Origin of the sequence: Bacillus sp. AP8 (assembly GCF_000321185.1) — a bacterium.
GTDB classification, from domain to species: Bacteria; Bacillota; Bacilli; order Bacillales; family DSM-1321; genus Bacillus_AD; species Bacillus_AD massilioanorexius.
On sequence record NZ_CAPG01000051.1, the window covers coordinates 23228 to 43887 of the forward strand.

Here is a 20660-nt window from a genome sequence, read left to right on the forward strand (position 1 = left end):
AATAGAATTTCATAAAACTAGGCCACTCTGCATAAAGCAGCAATGAAAAGAAAAAATTTCTCGTAATAACTGAATATCTATTCTTATTTCCAGTCATTTTCAATGAAGGAATAACATTTTACGAAATTCCAGCCCCAATTATATATGAAAAGCCTATGGAGATCATCATCGAAATAAAGCCTACAGCTCTATTATCATTTTGTATTTCTTCATCAATTTTAAATCCTGGTGTTAAAAATTCAAAAATAAAATATCCTACAAGCAATAAAACAAATCCAAATACTCCCCAATAGACCATATGAATTAAATCATCATTTTGTAAAATGGAATGACGAAAAATATTCGCGATACCGAAGATTTTCCCCCCCGTTGCCATGGCAACAGCCATATTTCCTTTCTTTATTTCTTCCCAGTTACGATACTTTGTAACTAATTCAAAAACAGCTAAAAATACGACTATGCATAGCACAACTACGCTACAATAAGCAGCCATATAAACATATTCATTAGACCAAAATGCTTCCATTCGATTTACTCCTCAGTTTATTAATGGTTCTACTTTTAAAAGAAAGGCTGTTTTCGCATACTTTGTTGCCTAAGAACCATTTAGTGATTACAGTCTGATTGAATTCCGCTTCACTCGCTTACACGGTACGGGCGCTTAACCTTCTCCGCTGATACAGCAAGCGTTTCTCAACTTACACTTATGCTCATTTTATTCACTGAACTTATTTAAAAACAACAATCTATTAGAAAACAAGTCAAAAGAAAAGATAAATATCCATTAAAATCAGATAGTGTTTAGCCAAGCTATCCAGAAGGTTCCAAAAGCTACCATCTAGATAGCTTGACTTATGCTGATTGGAGGCCTCTACAGGATATGGTTCACAAAGGCATTGTCATAGGAAGTGGCGATCTTAAGCCTTTGTTCCATATCTTATATGACATTTTTGCATTTCTTTGTCTAACCATACACCTGCCATGCTTGACTAAAATTCGTTCCTTTTCAGAAGGGAAAAACTCCCTTTTTACAAGGTACGTCTTATTGCTCCCGAATGACTCCTGTTTGATGGGAGTTTAATCATTTTTATGACAATAATTATAGATCAAACAATACTCGAGCATATTATTTTCTTTAAAAAGAATCGGTGATTGTTTTTCTTATTTAAACTCGACTACCGTTACACCACTTCCACCTTCACCCGCTTCTCCAAAACGAATTTTTTTTACAGATCGGTGGTTTTTTAAGTATTCTTGAACACCTTGTCGCAGTGCACCAGTACCTTTTCCATGAATAATAGATACTCTTGGATAATTAGCTAGCAGTGCATCATCAATATATTTTTCCACTCGAGCTAGAGCATTTTCATAGCGTTCTCCACGTAAATCTAATTCTAGACTTACATGAAAATCTTTCCCTTTAACCGTTGCTAGTGGTTTTGTTTCGGTCTGCTTTTGAGGTTTAATATACTCTAAATCATGTTCTTTTACCTTCATTTTCATAATTCCAATTTGTACGAGCCATTCATCATTCGAAACTTTTTCCAATAAGCTACCTTTTCCATTAAAGCTTATAACCTTTACCTCATCTCCAACTTGCAACTCATGTTTTTGCGGAATAATTTTTTTCGTTTTTTTCGTAATAGTTGGAGTAGCATCTTCTAATTTTTTTCTTGCTTCAATCAGTTCATGCTCTTTAACTTCTGCATGCTTTTGCAATCTCAAGTTTCTAAGATCAGAAATTACCTGCTCTGCCTCAATTTTTGCTTGTTCAATAATTTTTTGAGCTTTCTCTTTGGCCGCATTAATTTCAGCATCTCTTTCTTCGTAATATGCTACCATCTCACGTTGAAGATCACTGTGAAGCTTTTCAGCACTTCTTAAATATTCTCTTGCTTCCATTCTTTCATCTTCAGCTTGCTTACGGCTATATTCAAGGGATGCAATCATATTCTCCACTTTATTCGTATCTTCACCAATATATCCTTTAGCATTATTTATAATTCTGTCATATAAACCAAGTCTTTTCGATATTTCAAAAGCATTACTACGTCCTGGTACACCAATTAACAGCTTATATGTTGGACTTAATGTCTCAACATCAAATTCTACACTCGCGTTAACTACACCTTCTCTGTTATAACCGTATGCTTTTAATTCTGGATAATGAGTGGTCGCAATAATACGTGCTCCACGTGCATGTACTTCATCTAGAATACTGATTGCTAACGCTGCTCCTTCTTGAGGATCCGTTCCTGCACCTAATTCATCAAACAATACTAACGTATTACTATCGACTTCATCTAAAATCTCTACAATATTTACCATATGAGAAGAAAATGTACTTAAGCTTTGTTCAATCGATTGTTCGTCTCCAATATCTGAAAAGATTTTTTCAAATACGCATGTTTCCGAACCATCTAAAGTAGGAATTTGTAAACCTGCTTGGGCCATCAATGAGCATAAACCTACTGTTTTTAAAGTTACCGTTTTACCACCTGTATTAGGACCTGTAATAACAATAGTAGAGAAGTCCTTCCCTATAAAAATATCGTTGGCAACCACTTGGTTTCGATCAATCAATGGATGCTTCGCTTTAATAAGATTGACTCTTCCCTCATTATTAAGAGTTGGTTTCGTCGCTTTCATACTACTAGCATATCTTGCTTTGGCAAAAATAAAATCCATCTGTCCGAGAATATAGACATTATGCATTAGCTCCGATGTATACTCTCCAACCGTTACAGAAAGTTGAATTAGAATTCTTTCAATTTCTTGTTGTTCATTTGCTCTAATTTCTTGTAAAGCATTATTTAATTCAACAATTGCTTGTGGTTCTATAAATAGAGTTTGTCCGGAAGATGATTGATCATGAACGATTCCGCCATAGACTCCTTTATATTCTTGTTTTACAGGAATTACAAAGCGATCATTGCGAATCGTAATAATGCTATCCGATAACATGGTTGCTGCATTTGATGAACGAATCATACCTTCTAATTTATCTCTCACTCGTGCTTCATTTGCTCGCAATTGACTACGAAGAATTCTAAGCTTCTCACTGGCAGTATCTAATACTTCTCCTTGGTCACCAATAGCATTTGAAATCAGTTTTTCGATATCATATAAATCGTATAATGAATGGATTTGTGCATCTAAAAGTGGCAGCTCCACTTCTGCATCGATTAAGTCGTCAATAAAATGCTGCAGTACTCTCCCAGCACGCAAAGTAGATGCGATTTCCTTTAATTCATTTGGGCTTAACATACCGCCAATTTTTGCTCTTTTTGCATGTGGCGATATGTCAAATATTCCGTCTAAAGGGACATTGCCTTTTAGACGTATCACTGTAGCTCCTTCATCAGTTTCAGCCTGCCATTTTTCAACTTCAGCAAATGAAGTTGATGGAACTAACTGTTCAATTTTTTTTCTTCCCAATGAGGAAGATCCAAACTGTAGTAACTGCTCACGAATTTTATCAAATTCTAATGATTTTAACGTTTTATTATTCACGGAGAATAATCCTCCTATTTTTAATTTGTGTCTTGTATTAGTCAGTCATTTCTTTTTAAAAATGCTAATAATTCATCTGTACTTTTGGTATTTAATATTGTTGCACTTTTCATATGTGCTTTCATAGCATTCGACACACCAATGCTCATATGGTCGAGCATATCCATATTATGTGCATCTGTATTAATCATAATATTGACTCCAGCAGCCTGAGCTTTCTTCAAATGCTCTACCGATAAATCTAAACGATTTGGATTTGCATTTAGCTCCAATGCTGTATTTGTTTCTTTTGCTAGTTCAATCAATTCCTCAATATCCACATCATATCCTTCTCGTCGACCAATTAATCGCCCCGTCGGATGTGCTATCAAATCTACATGTGGATTTTGAAGTGCAGTTTTCAATCGATCCATGATCTTCTCTCGACTTTGAGAAAAACTCGAGTGAATACTAGCGATAACTATATCTAATTCTTGAAGTAATTCATTATCGTAATCTAATGTTCCATCCGGTAAAATGTCCATCTCTATTCCAGCAAGTATTAATATATCATCATATTTTTTATCTAATTCTTTTATTATTTTGATTTGCTCTCTTAATCGTTCTTCTGTTAAACCGTTGGCAACCTTTAAATACTTTGAATGATCGGTAATAGCCATATATTTATATCCTTTAGCACGACAAGCTTCAATCATTTCTTCTATTGAATAAGCACCGTCGCTCCATGTCGTATGCATATGTAAATCGCCTTGAATTTCACCTTGTGAAAGAAGCTCTTTGCCAGCAAAAGAATCGATTTCACTTCCATCCTCTCGAAATTCAGGTGCTATATAAGGCAAATCAAAATAGGCATAAAATTCTTCTTCACTATTAAATGTACGAACTTCACCCGTTTCTACATTTTCCACACCATATTCACTAATTTTTTCGCCTCGGTCCTTTGCTAATTGTCGCATTCGAACATTATGATCCTTCGATCCTGTAAAATGGTGTAAGGTTGTATAAAATTCTTCTGGTTTAACAAGACGAAAATCCACCGATACATCATATTGATAAGCAAGTGTCACCGATACTTTTGTATTTCCTGCACCGATAATATTCTTTACGTTTTCAATGCTTAAAAGTTTCTCTTTAACAGCCAAAGAATTATTCGTAGCAATAATAAAATCCAAGTCTTTAACCGTTTCTTTCATTCGTCGCAGACTACCAGCTCTCGAAAATTTCTCAACTTCTGGAATAGTAGCTAAGAATGCTTCAATTTCTTCTGCAATAGGTAATACATAAGCAAGTGGTAACCGCTCCGGACCTGAGCTTTGTTCCTGTAAAGCTGCCAAAATCTTCTCTTCTGACTTTGCTCCAAATCCAGCTAATGCGCTCACTTTTTTCGCTTCACAAGCAGCTTGTAATTCTTGTGCATTAGTAATATTTAATTCCTTATATAACTTTGCAATTTTTTTACCTCCAAGACCTGCAATTTTTAACAATGGAAGCAGACCATCTGGAACTTCAGATTGCAATTGATGGAGAGTTTCAGATTCACCCTTCTCTATGTATTCAGTAATGACAGCTGCGGTTCCTTTTCCAATACCAGATAATTGAGTGAAATCATCTATTTCTTTTAGACTGCGCTGATCACTTTCTAAACTAGCTGCTGCTTTTCGAAAAGCAGCAATTTTAAATGGATTTTCTCCTTTTAGTTCCATATATAAAGCTATCGTTTCGAGCAACTTAATAATATCTTTTTTATTTACCATTCAAATTTCACCTTCATTTCCATAATCTATGTCCAAAATTATATAATATTTAAACCTTTAAACAAAAAAGCTAATCCAAAATAGCCAATGGAATGTTCAGCTTTTTTGGATCAGCTCTATGCTGACATATAATGAAACCAGAGATCCTTTAACTTTTCCGAAAGAATCGGTGTATGTTTAATCATAGATTCTGCCAAGAAAGAGTTTTGAATATGATTCTGAATAAATTCTATTGGCAGAAGGGCTGCTAGGTATAATAAAACAAATATGATAAGATAAGATTCTAGAAACCCTAAGATCCCGCCACCCCATCTATTTAATTGTTTCAGAATTGGGAATTGCGCAATAAAGTCTAGCATCGAACCAAATATTTGCCACAAAATTTTAACGCCAAAGAAAATGGCGATAAAAGCTATCGCATTGTAATACGCTTGATCTAAACCAACACTATCGAATAGCAAATTAAAGGAAGATGTTTCTCCCATAGATGGAAAAGGAATCCATAATTCAAGCTTCGGCGCAAGTTGATCATATGTTAAAACAGCAACAATAAATGCTACTAAGAATCCAGTTAAATGTATAAGTTGAAGAATAAAACCACGTCTTAATCCAACTGTTACACCCATTAGGAAAATAACTAAAAGTATTAAATCTAGCATTTTTTTCAATCCTTTTCTGTCTTTTGTTCCATCTCTAAAAGATTTAATTGATCTTTTAGTTTAAGATATTCACTAATCGTATTGACAGCTGTTAAAACAGCTAGTTTACTAACATCCAAATGTGGATTCTTCTCATTGATTTCCCGCATTTTATCATCTACTAAAGAGGCTACCAAACGGATATGGCTAGATGATTCAGTGCCGACAATCGTATATTGTTGCCCATAAATATCAACGGTTATTTTATTTTTTTTGATGTCTGACAAAATCATAACCTCCAATCTAAAGAATCCTAATCTCTATGATAACATGAACACTATCGGCATGAAAATATAAAATCCCAAAGTGATACAATAGAGTATACTATCATCCATATTGGAAAGGAGTTTCACAATGGCAACTGTCGTTTTACAAATGAATGTATCGACTATATCAAAAATGGCTGATTATTACAAAGACCAATTAAAATCTGTAACTCCTGCTGGTGGAATCTTTTCTGCCAAAGTAAATCAATGCAATGTTACTGCGTATAAATCAGGGAAAGTATTATTTCAAGGAGTACTTGCTGAACAAGAAGCAGCAAAATGGCAATCTCAGCAAACGGAAATAAAATCCACATCTACAGTAAAGAAAAATAATGTTAAACATCATTCCTATTCTCCACCAGCAAACATTGGTGAACTAAATGTCATTGGATCTGACGAAGTGGGAACTGGTGACTATTTTGGACCAATTACTGTAGCAGCCGTATATGCAAACCGCGAAACTATACCAATACTTAAAGAATTAGGTGTCCGCGATTCTAAAAATATTAAGGATCCAGAAATCTTGCAAATCGCCTCACAGCTAAAGCATGCTGTTCCTTTTACATTACTTGTTTTGGATAATGCAAAGTACAATACTCTTCAAGCAAAAGGAATGTCACAAGGAAAAATTAAAGCTTACTTACATAATTTAGCCTTAAAAAAATTAATTGATAAAATTCAACCTATAAAAGCAGAGGCGGTCTTAATTGACCAATTCGCAAAGCCAGATGTCTTTTTCGGCTACTTAAAGAATCAAGAGATGTTTTCTGCCGACAAAATTTACTTAAGTACTGGCGCCGAAAGCATCCATGTTAGCGTTGCTGCCGCGTCGATTTTGGCCAGAGCTGCCTTTGTCAAAAAGTTTGATGAACTTAGTAAGGAAGCCGGTTTCATCATTCCTAAAGGTGCTGGACCGAAAGTAGACATAGCTGCAGCTAGATTAATTCAATCAAAAGGTCTCGAAAGTTTACAATCTTTTACGAAACTACATTTCGCCAATACAGATAAAGCCAAGAAATTATTGGCAAAAAAATAAAAGCCTCATTCAAAAGCTGGTCGAAGAACTGACTTTTGAATGAGACTCTTATAACAAGAAAAATACTTCCTCATCTTGTTAAAAAGTGCCTAAAAGCCAACAACTTTTAGGCACTTTTTTTATTATCCTCGAAGCTCAGCTCCGATTTTTTCTTTCACTGCATCTAAAACTTTGTTATGCGCTTTTGTAATATCTTCGTCTGTTAATGTTTTTGCAGGATCGAAGTATTTTAATGAGAACGCGATTGATTTCTTCCCTTCTTCCATACGCTCTCCTTCGTATAAGTCGAACACAGAAACCTCTTTTAATAACTTACCACCAGCTTCTGTAATAATTGCTTGAATATCACCCGCTACAGTTGCTTTATCAACAACAAGTGCGATATCACGAGTAATAGATGGGAAACGTGGGATGCTAGTATAAGCAATTGGTGCTACAGCAGCTTCTAGTAATGCTTTTAATGAAAGCTCGAATACATATGTTGCTTTAATGTCATGGTTTTGTTCAACCATTGGGTGTACTTGACCAACATAACCGATGTATTCTCCGTTTAGCGTAATGCTAGCTGTTCTACCTGGGTGCATACCTTCGATAACAGCCGCTTGGAATACGATTTGCTCACTAACACCAAGCTTTTCAAACATGCCTTCAAGAATACCTTTGGCTACGAAGAAATCAAGTTGTTTCTTCTCACCTTGCCATAGTTGAGAATGCCATAAGCCAGTCATTGCTCCAGCCACATGTTCTCTTTCGGATGGTAAATCATCATCCGTATTATTTAAATATACTGTACCTGTTTCATATAAAGCGACAGTATCATTTTGACGAGCTACATTGTATTGTAGCGCTTCTAATAAATGAGGTACTAAGCTTTGACGAAGTACACTTCTTTCCTCACTCATTGGCATTGCAAGCTTCACAGTATCCGCTTTTTCGATCGCGAAAGCTGTTGCTTTTGCTTCAGAAGTTAAACCATATGTTACAGCTTGATATAGACCAGCACCTTGTAAGTAACGACGAACGAGACGGCGTTTTGCTTGGTAAGGAGTTAATTGTCCTACTGTTCCAGTTGTAAAAGGAAGTGTTTTTGGAATATTATCATAACCATAAAGACGAGCTACTTCTTCCACTAAGTCTTCTGGAATCGTGATATCACCACGACGAGTAGGTACTGTGACTGTAATTGTGTCATCTTCAACAGCACTTTCGAATTTCAATGCTGCGAAAATAGCTTCTACTTCAGACATTGTTAAAGAAGTACCTAATAATGTATTGATTTTATCAATTGTAATTGAAACTACCGCCGGCTCAACAGTTAAAGTATCCACTTCTACTGATCCTTCTAACACTGTTCCACCTGCATATTGCTCGATAAGAGCTACTGCGCGGTCAGCTGCTGCACGTACACGAGCTGGATCTACCCCTTTTTCGTAACGAGCGCTTGCTTCACTGCGAAGTGCATGATCTTTAGACGTTCTACGTACAGAAGCACCCGTGAAGTATGCTGATTCAAGAAGTACAGTAGTTGTTGTATCACTTACTTCTGAATTAGCTCCCCCCATTACACCTGCAAGTGCAACTGGCTCAGTACCATTTGTAATAACTAATTGATGATCTTGAAGCGTACGCTCTGCATCATCAAGAGTAGTCATTTTCTCTCCTGCTTTCGCTTTGCGTACAACAATTTTCTTAGAACCTAATTTGTCATAGTCGAAAGCATGAAGTGGTTGACCATATTCTAATAAAATATAGTTTGTAATATCCACTACGTTATTGTGTGGACGAATACCAGCAGACATTAACGTTGTTTGTAACCAAAGTGGTGATGGACCAACCTTTACATCTTTAATAACACGAGCTGTATATAGCGGATTATCTTCGTTTGCTTCCACTTCTACAGAGATGTAATCAGAAGCTTTTTCACTGCTTTCTGTTACATTAATTTCAGGCCATTTTACTTCTTTGCCTAAAATTGCTCCAACTTCGTATGCAACACCTAGCATACTTAAGCAATCAGAACGGTTAGGTGTTAAGCCTAATTCTAATACTTCGTCATCTAAGCTAAGTTGCACTAAAGCATCTGTTCCAACTTCAACATCATTAGGGAATACGAAAATACCTGTGCTGTATTCTTTCGCAATTAACTTTGTTTCAATACCAAGCTCTTGTAATGAACAAATCATACCGTGTGAAGCTTGACCACGAAGTTTCGCTTTCTTAATTTTGAAGTTGCCTGGTAATACTGCACCTACAGTAGCTACAGCAACTTTTTGTCCAGCATCCACATTTGGAGCACCACATACGATTTGTACTGGCTCTTCTGCTCCAATATCCACTTGACATACATTTAGTTTGTCAGCTTCTGGATGCTTTACTTTTTCTAAAACGTGTCCAACTACTACACCTTTAATTCCTTCGCTTTTCTTTTCGACACCTTCAACTTCAATACCACTCTTTGTAATCTTATCAGCTAAATCTTCTGCTGAAATACCGTTTAAATCTACATATTGTTGTAGCCATTTATATGAAACAAACATTATATAACCCTCCTCTTATTATTCTTCGTTACGCTCGAATTGTTTTAAGAAACGAATATCATTACTGTAGAAATGTCTAATATCATCGATACCATATTTCAACATCGCAATACGTTCTACACCAATACCGAAAGCGAATCCAGAATACACCTCAGGATCAAAGCCTGACATTCTTAAGACGTTTGGATGAACCATACCCGCTCCAAGTACTTCAATCCAACCTGTTTGCTTACAAACGTTACAGCCTTTACCGCTGCAGATTTTACAAGAAATATCTACTTCTACTGAAGGCTCTGTGAATGGGAAGAAGCTTGGACGTAGGCGAATTTCACGTTCTTGACCGAACATTTTCTTCGCGAACACTTCTAAAGTTCCAGATAAATCACTCATTGCAATGTTTTTATCTACAACTAAACCTTCAATTTGCATGAATTGATGTGAGTGAGTCGCATCATCATTATCACGACGGTATACTTTACCAGGGCAAATAATTTTTACTGGTCCTTTACCAGCATGCTTCAACATCGTTCTTACTTGAACTGGTGAAGTATGTGTACGCATTAATGTTTCATCCGTAATATAGAAGCTATCCTGCATATCACGAGCAGGGTGTCCTTGTGGCAAGTTCAATGCTTCAAAGTTATAGTAATCTTGTTCTACTTCAGGACCTTCTTCTACTGTATAGCCCATTCCCATGAATAAATCTTCTGCTTCTTCAATTATTCTTGTTAGTGGATGAGATGCTCCAGCTTTCACTGTGTAACCAGGAAGCGTTACGTCAATTGTTTCAGCAGCCAATTTCGCATTAATTGCTGCTTCCTCTAATACAGCTTGCTTGCTTTCAATACTCTTAGCGATTTCTTCACGAATAACATTGACTAAAGCTCCCATTTTTGGACGCTCTTCAGCTGATAATTTACCCATACCTCTTAAAACTTCAGTAATTGGGCCTTTCTTTCCAAGATAAGCTACTCGCACATCGTTTAATTCTTTCAAATCCGATGCTGCTTCAATTTTTTGAAGCGCCTCTGCTTGTAGTTGCTTTAACGTTTCTTGCATAATGTATTTCCTCCTTTATTCCCGAACTCAATCGGTATGTAAATTCCACTTAATTTGGACAAATGACTAAAGACTATGCTCCCAATTTATTAGAAAAGCGCAAGCGTCTTGGTCAGCCCCGACAAGCATAAGACGAGTCGGCTAGAAGGTTGCTCTTTAACCTCCTAGCCGGATTGGCTTATGACCTCGAGGGGCTAGACGCTGAAGATAGACATTAAACTAAATCCAAAATGATACATCTTTTTAACAATAAAAAAACCTCGCTCCCTAAAAAGGGACGAGGTAATCGTCGCGGTACCACCCTTGTTACATGTACAAATAATCTATACACTACTTCATTAGGATAACGGTTTTCTCAACCGGAGCATCTTTACGCAAAAAATTGCGGTCCCGATGTCAGCTCAAGAGGTGAACTTCACTCTTTTTTCTTCATGAAAACACTCTCAATCAAATGGTATTTTCTCCCTGTATGTTCCAATAGAGTTACTTTTCTCTGTCACTGCTTTTCATTATTTATATACCTAACTATTATAGTAATTTTTATTACTGTATGCAACCGTACTTTGTAAAGTTCTTGCTATTTATTTAAATGATATAAAAGAATCCCTGTTGCTACCGTTACATTCAAAGATTCTGCTCCACCATAAATAGGTATATATAAATTTTGCGTACATTGATTTAGAATTTCTTCACGAACCCCATTTCCTTCATTCCCCATCACTAAAGCAAAACATTCTTTAGTCTCTACTTCTCGATAATCTATTGCATTAGAAAGCGATGTCCCAAATACAGGAATATTCTTATCTTGTAAACCATGAATATATTCGGTCAAATTTGCTTTGACAATAGGCAAATGAAAAATAGATCCTTGTGTTGAACGTAATGATTTACTATTATAAATGTCAACACAACCTTCCCCGCATACCACTATTTCAACACCTGCTGCATCTGCTGTTCGAATAATCGTTCCCATATTCCCTGGATCTTGAACACCGTCTAACAATAATAACTTTTGATATTTTTTTTCTTCATATTTTTTTTGTTTACACACAGCAAAAACAGCTTGAGATGTTTCAGTTTCTGCTAATTCTTTTACCACTGAGGCCGTTGTATTATATATTTCAATCCCATCTACATTCCAATTAATCGGGAATTCTATCTTTTCATCCTTTATTAAAGTTAAAACAAAATCTTGTTTTAAAGCTTCCTCTACTAAATGAAATCCTTCTACAAGAAATAGTCCTGCTTTATCTCGACCTTTTTTCGTTAAAAGCTTCTTCCAAGCCTTTACTCTTTCATTTTGTATAGATTGAATGAATTTCATACGTTCATTCACTCCTTTTCTAGTCAATTCGATTTTCCTATTATAGCCTAAACATGATACATAATAAATCGATAGTTGAGAAAAAATAGAATGAACACCAAAAATGGAGGAATAATTATGGGATTAAATCTAAGAAATGCTATTTTGCATAATGTAACAGGTAATAGTCAAGATCAATTACAAGAAACCATTGTAGACGCAATCCAAAGCGGAGAAGAAAAAATGCTACCCGGATTAGGGGTTCTCTTTGAAGTCATTTGGAAAAATTCTACCGACGAAGAAAAGAAAGAAATGCTCTATGCTTTAGAGTCTGGTTTAAACAAATAACAGCCGCTTCTTGCGGCTGTTATTTGTTTTGATAATTAAATTAATCGAATGTAATCGCGTTAACAGCATCACGATCTAAACGTTTTACAACTTCTGTTATTAATTTCACTGTATTCTCAAAGTCATCACGATGTATGATAGCTGCGTGGGAATGGATATAACGAGTTGCAATTGTTATAGATAAAGCTGGGACACCATTAGCTGTAACATGAATAGAACCCGAATCCGTTCCCCCACCTGGCATTGAATCGAATTGATAAGGAATATTCAATTCATCCGCTACATTTGTAATAAAGTCACGCAAGCCTTTATGAGATACCATACTTGCATCATACAAGACAATTCCTGGACCTTTTCCCAGTTTACCCATCGCTTCTTTTTCAGTCACTCCAGGAGTATCACCTGCAATACCAACATCAACTGCAAAACCGATATCAGGCTGTATTTTATGTGTCGCTGTTTTCGCTCCACGTAGACCTACTTCTTCTTGCACATTGCCTACACCATATACAACATTAGGATGCTTAGCATCTTTTAAATTCTTTAAAACATCTATAGCAATCGCACAGCCAATACGATTATCCCATGCTTTTGCTAACAACATCTTTGGATTATTCATTACTGTAAATTCGAAATACGGTACGACCATATCTCCAGGGCGTACCCCCCATTCTTTTGCCTCATCTTGATTAGAAGCACCAATATCAATAAACATATCCTTGATTTCAACTGGTTTTTTACGAGCTTCTGGTGAAAGAATATGTGGTGGTTTTGAACCAATTACACCTGTAATTTCACCTTTATTAGTCGCAATTGTCACACGCTGAGCTAGCATAACTTGTGACCACCAGCCCCCAACTGTTTGAAAATAAACAAACCCTTTATCATCTATACGAGTGACCATAAAGCCTACCTCATCAAGATGACCTGCAATCATAATTTTCGGGCCATTTTCTTGTCCTATTTTCTTCGCAATCAAACTTCCCAATCCATCAGTTGTTATTTCATCAGCAAATGGAGCTATGTATTGTTTCATTACTTCACGTGCTTCTTTTTCATTACCTGGAATTCCTTTTGCATCTGTTAAATCTTTCAACATTGATAATGTAGAATCCATTTTTGTCATATACTTCGCCTCCCTAACAAATATTCAAAATTATTATAGCATTTTTACAATTAACTCTGTTAACTTTGTAGATGATTTTCATTCCAATATCGTGGATGAACTAAAATAGAAAGCCCCTTGAAAAACCATTCATCTTTCAACAGTATTCTTAATCACAATTTACAAAAATGGTCGAACTAAATTTACAGAAATTTTTGAGCTATTCCATATTCTTGTAAATAGTAATCATCAATCTCATTTTTGGATATTTCAAGTAAAGTTCCTAAATGTAAATAATTAAAAAGCAAAAATTTATATACACTCAGAGATTTTTTTACTTTTAATAAAGTAACTGCTTCGAATACATGCAAAAATTGATTTGTTATATCTTTTTCTATTATATTCAACATTCGATGATCATACACTTCTCTGCCAAAACCGAAATCATTTCCTATAATTGAAATCAGGTAAAGACCTTTCACATAAGACTCTAATAAATTCTTCTTTAATACCTCTTCCTCAAATATCTGTTGTTCGTTTGTGCTACTCATTAAGTTAGCCATCTTACCTAATTGCACGTATAAATCTAAAAAATTTATTTCATTTGTAGATGTGGAGGAGTGTGTATGATTGTATTCCTTCGGATTTTGATCCGGTAACTCTTGTATGGAAGAATTTTTTTCTGGTACCATAGTCATTCTCCTTTAATAAATTTTTAGCTGCATTTAACCTTCCATGTTGAAAATAGCCCCAATCCATTTACTTTTCGGGAACGAACCTAAAATCCTTACTGTGAGATCTTGCTTTTCAAGTAGAAGTATTATGGATTCTCACTTTTTTCCCTAAAAAAACAACAGGAACATATAACAAAATGAAATTTTTTCAGGAAAAAAATGAAACTTTTCCTTCTATTAATCGTATCGTAAGTTAATTACAATACTCATCTCTAAAACGGAGGGTTCTTATGTTTATCTTTTTAATACGAGTATTAATCCTTTTACTGCTATTAGTTCTTGGATTTACAACTTATAAATATTTGACTAACCCTAACCTAAGGCTTAGACAAGCACAAAGAAAAAAGAAGCTGCTATTTGTAGATGATGCTAAAAATTTCAGAAAAAATTTTCACATCACATACAAAGGAATAGTTTTTCAAGGCGAAAAGTATATCGATCCACAAAGAAAAGATTATAAAATTCTATCTATCTTCATTTGGCCTGAAAACATCGAGGAAATTCATAACTTAAAACAAGAAGACTTTAAAATTATCGAAAAAGAAATTCAAAAATATTACCCAACCACCATTCTTGATTGGAAGAGTCCTATTAAGGAATTATTAAACAAGGATGATGCATAGTCATTCTATATCTACCCAATTCACTTAATAAGTAATCATTAGAAGAATATGAATAAAAGCTAATACTGGTAAACCAATCCTAAATATCATATGTTTCGTTTTGTGTCTAAAATAAAACATACCAAAAGTCGCTCCAATAGCTCCACCTATAATAGCTAGCACCCAAAGTGTCGCTTCGGAAATTCTATATTTCTTGTGTATCGCTCTCTGTTTGTCGATTCCCATAACAACAAATCCAATCACACTACAAATAAACAAATACAACAAAATCCATTTCACCTTTCCATCTCCCTATTAACATGGTGCCTTAGGCATTAAAGCACCATGTATACTAATTTTTCAAAAATATAAATCGTAGCACTTCTTCTAGAACAAAAAAAAAGCTGCCTCTAACGTTCGTAAGTACGGACTCTAGAGACAGCTTTTTCAATAGGATTTTATGAGTAAAATCCTATATTATTTTTCTAAATGTTTTTTAGCAGTATTAGCTAATTCAGTGAATGCAGCAGCATCAGCAACAGCTAAATCTGCTAACATTTTACGGTTAACTTCAATACCAGCAAGCTTTAATCCGTGCATTAAACGGCTATAAGAAAGACCGTTCATACGAGCAGCTGCATTGATACGAGTGATCCATAATTTGCGGAAGTCGCGTTTCTTTTGACGACGATCGCGGAATGCATACATTAGAGATTTCATTACTTGTTGGTTTGCAACTTTGTATAATGTATGTTTTGAACCATAATAACCTTTTGCTAATTTAAGAACTCTTTTACGACGTTTGCGAGTAACAGTACCGCCTTTTACACGTGGCATGTAATTCCCTCCTATATAAATCGATCAATCAACGATTAATTACTTAATGTTGTCTAACATGTGGCGAATACGTTTGAAATCGCCTGCGCTTACAAGACTAGCTTTACGTAGTTTACGTTTTTGTTTTGTAGATTTGTTTGCGAATAAGTGGCTAGTATATGCGTTTGAACGCTTTAACTTACCAGAACCCGTTTTCTTGAAACGTTTTGCAGATCCGCGGTGAGTTTTCATTTTAGGCATATGGATTTCCTCCTCAATACAATCTAAAAATTACTTTTCGTTTTTCGGTGCTAAGATTAAGAACATGCTGCGTCCGTCCATCTTAGGAGCTTGCTCTACAGTAGCAATTTCTGTGCATTCCGCAGAGAAGCGGTCCAATACGCGCTGTCCGATTTCTTTATGAGTAATCGCACGACCTTTAAAGCGAATGGATGCTTTCACTTTATCTCCCTTTTGCAGGAACTTATGGGCATTGCGAAGTTTTGTATTAAAGTCATGCTCATCAATTGTTGGGCTCAAGCGAACCTCTTTCAAACTGATGATCTTTTGATTTTTTCGCGCCTCTTTTTCTTTCTTTTGTAGCTCAAAACGGTATTTTCCGTAGTCCATAATACGGGCTACAGGAGGTTTTGCGTTTGGAGCAACTAGCACTACATCAAGATTTACACGAGCAGCAATATCCAGAGCTTCGAATTTTGTCTTAATGCCCAACTGCTCTCCGTTTTGGTCAATGAGACGAACTTCGCGGGCACGGATGCCCTCGTTTACCATCATGTCTTTACTAATAGTTAGCCACCTCCAAGGTTTATTTCCGAATACATCGTTTAAGCGAATAAAGAAGATAACCGCATTAAAAAAGTGTGGATGCTTATACACCCACACTTATGATAGACTAATTAGACAAAACTGCCAAATAGAAAACCAAGACCTGTAAACTGCTCAATGCGTTATCAGGTGAGAAGCGGGTGCTCCTTCTTTTCTCAAAGAAGTATTCAATTTCATACCTTAGAAATATATCATAGTTCTTCTAACATGTCAAACGTTAAAACTATTTTTCTAACAACAAAATTTATATTATCAAAGAGATTTCATTTTTGCAATATATTTTTTCACATATATAGAAAAACACTACCTTCTCTTTTCGCTATAATCAGCCTTCAGTGACACTTTTTTATAAAAAACACCTTACAATAATACATTTCCAAATAAATAGAGACAGCGTAACATAATTCAATAAATGAGCTTTTACTAACAAAAATGAGCTATCGAGAAGAATTTTTTTCTTCTCGATAGCTCACTTCGTAATATAATTAATGATTAACGAGCAACTTCTGCCACAATCATGTTTTTAAATTCTTCAAAAGCTACAGTTTCTGAATTCTGTTCACCATATTTACGGACATTCACAGTGCCTTCAGCCACTTCCTTATCGCCAAGAACTAGCATATAAGGGATTTTCTGCATTTGTGCTTCACGGATTTTGTATCCAATTTTTTCATTACGGTGATCTAAATCTACACGTAAACCTGCAGCAATTAACTTCTCTTGCACTTCTTTCGCATAATCAAGGTGCACATCAGGAGATACAGGAATTACTTGTACTTGAACAGGCGCTAACCAAGTTGGGAATGCCCCTTTGTATTCTTCGATTAAGAATGCAACGAAACGTTCCATAGTTGATACAACCCCACGGTGAATAACTACCGGGCGATGTGGTTTACCATCTTCACCTACATAAGTTAAATCAAAGCGTTCTGGTAATAAGAAGTCAAGTTGAACAGTAGATAATGTTTCTTCTTTACCTAGTGCTGTTTTTACTTGAATATCAACTTTAGGACCATAGAATGCCGCTTCACCTTCAGCTTCAAAATAAGGTAATTCTAATTCATCCATTGTTTCTTTCAGCATGGCTTGCGCTTTTTCCCACATTTGATCGTCATCATAGTATTTTTCTGTGTTTTCAGGATCACGATATGATAAACGGAAAGAATAGTCATTTAGATTGAAGTCTTTATATACGTCAAGAACTAAATGAACAACTCGTTTAAATTCCTCTTTAATTTGATCTGGACGGACAAAAATATGAGCATCATTAAGAGTCATTCCTCGTACACGTTGAAGTCCAGAAAGAGCACCACTCATTTCATAACGGTGCATTGTTCCTAATTCAGCGATACGAATTGGTAATTCACGATAGCTGTGGATATCGTTTTTATAAATCATCATATGATGTGGACAGTTCATTGGACGTAATACCAATTGTTCATTATCCATATCCATTACAGGGAACATATCATCTTGATAGTGATCCCAGTGACCTGATGTTTTATATAAATCAACACTTCCCATAATTGGAGTGTATACATGGTCATAACCTAAACGAACTTCTTTATCCACTATATAACGCTCGATTATACGACGGATTGTAGCACCTTTTGGCAACCACATTGGAAGACCTTGTCCTACTTTTTGTGAGTTAGTGAATAAATTCAATTCTTTCCCGATTTTACGGTGATCACGTTCTTTTGCTTCCTCTAATAAGCGTAAATGCTCTTCTAAATCTGCTTTTTTAAAGAATGCAGTTCCATAAATACGTTGAAGCATTTTGTTACCGCTATTTCCTCTCCAATACGCACCTGCTACGCTTAATAATTTAAACTCTTTAATTTTCCCAGTTGAAGGAACATGTACTCCACGGCAAAGGTCAGCAAAATCACCTTGCTCATAAATCGTTACTTTCTCATCTGCAGGAATAGCTCCGATTAACTCCACTTTGTATTCATCATCTTTAAAGAAAGCAAGTGCTTCATCACGAGTTACTTCTTTACGAACAACCTCAATGTTAGCATTAATAATTTTCTTCATTTCTTTTTCGATAGCTGGAAGATCATCAGTTGAAATTGGTTGATCCACATCGATGTCATAATAGAAACCACCTTCGATTACAGGACCTACACCAAGCTTAACATTTTCTTTTCCGTAAATTCTTTTAACAGCTTGAGCCATTAAGTGAGCTGTACTATGGCGAAGAATTTCTAGTGCCTCAGCAGAATCTTCAGTAATAATCTCAATAGAAGCGTCTTCTGTTATTGGACGTTTCAAATCAAATAATGTACCATTCACTTTTCCAGCAAGTGATTTTTTTCTTAACCCTGGACTTATAGAAGCGGCAATTTGTTCAGTTGTTGTTCCATTAGCAAACTCCTTTACAGTGCCATCTGGGAAAGTAATTTTTAGCATTTCAGACATATTGTTTCCTCCTTTAAATTTCAGGGGTCAGAGCATTTTAGACATAATAAAAAGCCCGCCCCTGTATGAAATACAGGGACGAGCTATACGTTTATAACCCGCGGTTCCACCCTTGTTTCATTTATTCTCATTTGAAAAATAAATGACTCTTAAGAAAGCTGTTAACGGCAGCGTCCGTCAGCTATTACTCGATCTTCTTTCACAGCTGAAGTTTAGAGGTGGTAAGTAAAGCGCTAGGATAGGAAGCTTACAGCCTATAGACTTCCCTCTCTAAAAACCATCACAAAATTACTCTTGTCCTCATCATCACTTTTTTCATATAGTAGTTTGATTATGTAAGATATTATAAATTGTTATGTAAGTAAAAGCAAGTGAGGTTTCACATTTAAGTACTTTTCATTTGTGCGTCTATTTTATTTGATTCAAAACGAGCAATTGGTAAAATTTGAACCCTCTCTTCAAATATCCGTTGAATGGTGATAATTAAAGGATAATCATCTTGATCGCAATATATATATAGATTTCTTGGCGCAATTGAGATAAGTGGAGCAAGTACATGAGAGTCTATATACATCGGATAGTCATAAAAGAGCTTACGATCAATAAACTGTTTTACTTCTTCTTTTTCCAATTCGGAAAAAAATTCATTGTAAAACTTGAAGTCCTTCTGATGCACAAGATGAAGCTCCTCCATCGAAGGAGATTTAGATAGCATAAAAGCTCTTAGCTTATGAAGAAAATGCTGAAACTCCTGTTCCATTTTATACTCATCAATTGCAATTTCTACATAATCCAATAAATAATTCATCACACCCTTCATTCTAAATTTCAGAAAAGAAGGAAATGACAAAGAAACCTTTCTTTCAAAAATTACAGCTAAGCTGTGATCAATTTTTTGTCTTAATTCATTCCAAAATGCTTCATTCTTCCTTTTATCCTCCTGCATAACCGACACTGCCATTTCAACAATTTGATCGCATTCTTCTTTGTCACTAAAGTAGAATTTTTCACGAACAATCTTTAAAAGCCATTGAAGGAATAAATCATCGCGAATAAATGATAAAATAGCTTCACGAGTAATTTCAAGCAACTTTACATAATTGTCCTCCTCTACTACAAGTGAAATCGAATCATTTTGATAATAATTTATATATGAAAGTAAATCATTATTTTTAAATTGTTGAGAAAAGATATGCATAATACGCTCTGCTTGTTCTTTCGTTTCAAAATAAATATGTACCAATAATACCCCTCCTAGCCAAACGTTCCATATATGTATATGGAAAGATGTCCTTATTTAGAAGTAGTAAGAATAAGAAAAAGCATCACCCCTATTTTTGGGGATAATTGCGCATTTTAACAAAGGAGTTTGCACATACCATAAAACGAATATAAACGGAGAACTAAGAGCGGACAACGAGCATACTTGGCACATAGGACTTGTGAAATCTCGAACCTTCCGGCTCCTATTTAAAAACAATAAACTTTTAGGAAGCAACCTTTTACAAAAATGAATTACACTCTACTTTAAAATAAGACGATATTGTTGAAAATGACGAACAAAAATAAGCCATGCTCCGCAAAATCTGAGCATGGCTTATAAATCTCACAACAAATAT

General features: G+C 35.4%; 19 protein-coding genes and 3 other annotated features. Of the genes, 3 read left to right on the forward strand and 16 right to left on the reverse strand.

The window, feature by feature from the left end; all coding sequences use genetic code 11:
- Positions 1–118: 118 nt before the first annotated feature.
- The 5 genes from BN349_RS13470 to zapA all read right to left on the reverse strand — a co-directional run bounded on the left by BN349_RS13470 (position 119) and on the right by zapA (position 6192).
- Positions 119–526, reverse strand: coding sequence for a DUF350 domain-containing protein (locus BN349_RS13470; RefSeq protein WP_019242849.1), 408 nt, complete (start codon positions 524–526; stop codon positions 119–121).
- 635 nt (positions 527–1161) lie between these two features.
- On the reverse strand, positions 1162–3513 hold the full coding sequence (locus tag BN349_RS13475; RefSeq protein ID WP_019242850.1) for an endonuclease MutS2: 2352 nt from the start codon (positions 3511–3513) through the stop codon (positions 1162–1164).
- Positions 3514–3554: 41 nt separating this feature from the next.
- Positions 3555–5267: a DNA polymerase/3'-5' exonuclease PolX gene (gene polX, locus BN349_RS13480; RefSeq protein ID WP_019242851.1), complete on the reverse strand. Its 1713-nt coding sequence runs from the start codon at positions 5265–5267 to the stop codon at positions 3555–3557.
- A gap of 116 nt (positions 5268–5383) precedes the next feature.
- Positions 5384–5926, reverse strand: coding sequence for a CvpA family protein (locus BN349_RS13485; protein ID WP_019242852.1), 543 nt, complete (start codon positions 5924–5926; stop codon positions 5384–5386).
- A gap of 5 nt (positions 5927–5931) precedes the next feature.
- Positions 5932–6192, reverse strand: a complete 261-nt coding sequence (zapA, locus tag BN349_RS13490) for a cell division protein ZapA (RefSeq protein WP_019242853.1) — start codon at positions 6190–6192, stop codon at positions 5932–5934.
- A gap of 127 nt (positions 6193–6319) precedes the next feature.
- Here zapA and rnhC point away from each other — a divergent pair, with 127 nt between their 5' ends.
- Positions 6320–7267 carry a ribonuclease HIII gene (gene rnhC / locus BN349_RS13495; protein WP_019242854.1) on the forward strand — a complete coding sequence of 316 codons (948 nt, stop codon included), beginning with the start codon at positions 6320–6322 and terminating at the stop codon, positions 7265–7267.
- A gap of 122 nt (positions 7268–7389) precedes the next feature.
- Here the strand turns inward: rnhC and pheT are convergent, their stop codons facing one another.
- The 3 genes from pheT to BN349_RS13510 form a co-directional block, all read right to left on the reverse strand.
- A complete protein-coding gene (gene pheT, locus BN349_RS13500) occupies positions 7390–9804 on the reverse strand; it encodes a phenylalanine--tRNA ligase subunit beta (RefSeq protein WP_019242855.1) in 2415 nt (804 codons plus the stop codon).
- An 18-nt stretch (positions 9805–9822) separates the two neighbouring features.
- On the reverse strand, positions 9823–10863 hold the full coding sequence (pheS, locus tag BN349_RS13505; RefSeq protein ID WP_019242856.1) for a phenylalanine--tRNA ligase subunit alpha: 1041 nt from the start codon (positions 10861–10863) through the stop codon (positions 9823–9825).
- A 270-nt stretch (positions 10864–11133) separates the two neighbouring features.
- Positions 11134–11372, reverse strand: a binding site (T-box leader).
- Positions 11373–11440: 68 nt separating this feature from the next.
- Positions 11441–12187, reverse strand: a complete 747-nt coding sequence (locus tag BN349_RS13510; RefSeq protein WP_019242857.1) for a TrmH family RNA methyltransferase — start codon at positions 12185–12187, stop codon at positions 11441–11443.
- A gap of 117 nt (positions 12188–12304) precedes the next feature.
- Between BN349_RS13510 and sspI the strand changes: the two genes are divergently transcribed.
- Complete coding sequence (sspI, locus tag BN349_RS13515; protein ID WP_019242858.1) at positions 12305–12514, forward strand: small acid-soluble spore protein SspI; 210 nt, start codon at positions 12305–12307, stop codon at positions 12512–12514.
- 40 nt (positions 12515–12554) lie between these two features.
- On the opposite strand, the gene BN349_RS13520 is transcribed toward sspI, so the two are convergent.
- Complete coding sequence (locus tag BN349_RS13520) at positions 12555–13640, reverse strand: M42 family metallopeptidase (protein ID WP_019242859.1); 1086 nt, start codon at positions 13638–13640, stop codon at positions 12555–12557.
- 182 nt (positions 13641–13822) lie between these two features.
- A complete protein-coding gene (locus BN349_RS13525) occupies positions 13823–14311 on the reverse strand; it encodes a dUTP diphosphatase (protein ID WP_019242860.1) in 489 nt (162 codons plus the stop codon).
- A 272-nt stretch (positions 14312–14583) separates the two neighbouring features.
- Here BN349_RS13525 and BN349_RS13530 point away from each other — a divergent pair, with 272 nt between their 5' ends.
- Positions 14584–14976, forward strand: coding sequence for a hypothetical protein (locus tag BN349_RS13530; protein ID WP_019242861.1), 393 nt, complete (start codon positions 14584–14586; stop codon positions 14974–14976).
- 24 nt (positions 14977–15000) lie between these two features.
- Here BN349_RS13530 and BN349_RS13535 read toward each other — a convergent pair whose 3' ends face one another.
- From BN349_RS13535 to ytxC, 6 genes are all read right to left on the reverse strand, one after another.
- Positions 15001–15255, reverse strand: coding sequence for a DUF1294 domain-containing protein (locus BN349_RS13535; protein WP_019242862.1), 255 nt, complete (start codon positions 15253–15255; stop codon positions 15001–15003).
- A 177-nt stretch (positions 15256–15432) separates the two neighbouring features.
- Positions 15433–15792, reverse strand: coding sequence for a 50S ribosomal protein L20 (gene rplT, locus BN349_RS13540; protein ID WP_019242863.1), 360 nt, complete (start codon positions 15790–15792; stop codon positions 15433–15435).
- Positions 15793–15831: 39 nt separating this feature from the next.
- Entirely contained in the window at positions 15832–16032 is a 201-nt protein-coding gene (rpmI, locus tag BN349_RS13545) for a 50S ribosomal protein L35 (RefSeq protein WP_019242864.1), read from the reverse strand.
- Positions 16033–16062: 30 nt separating this feature from the next.
- On the reverse strand, positions 16063–16566 hold the full coding sequence (gene infC / locus BN349_RS13550; protein WP_019242865.1) for a translation initiation factor IF-3: 504 nt from the start codon (positions 16564–16566) through the stop codon (positions 16063–16065).
- Positions 16567–16638: 72 nt separating this feature from the next.
- Positions 16639–16775 (reverse strand) — a sequence feature (ribosomal protein L20 leader region).
- 334 nt (positions 16776–17109) lie between these two features.
- The gene (thrS, locus tag BN349_RS13555) at positions 17110–19041 is read right to left on the reverse strand and encodes a threonine--tRNA ligase (protein ID WP_019242866.1); all 1932 of its coding nucleotides are present in this window, start codon (positions 19039–19041) and stop codon (positions 17110–17112) included.
- 71 nt (positions 19042–19112) lie between these two features.
- Positions 19113–19357, reverse strand: a binding site (T-box leader).
- A gap of 69 nt (positions 19358–19426) precedes the next feature.
- Entirely contained in the window at positions 19427–20284 is an 858-nt protein-coding gene (gene ytxC / locus BN349_RS23960; protein WP_019242867.1) for a sporulation protein YtxC, read from the reverse strand.
- Positions 20285–20660 lie beyond the last annotated feature (376 nt).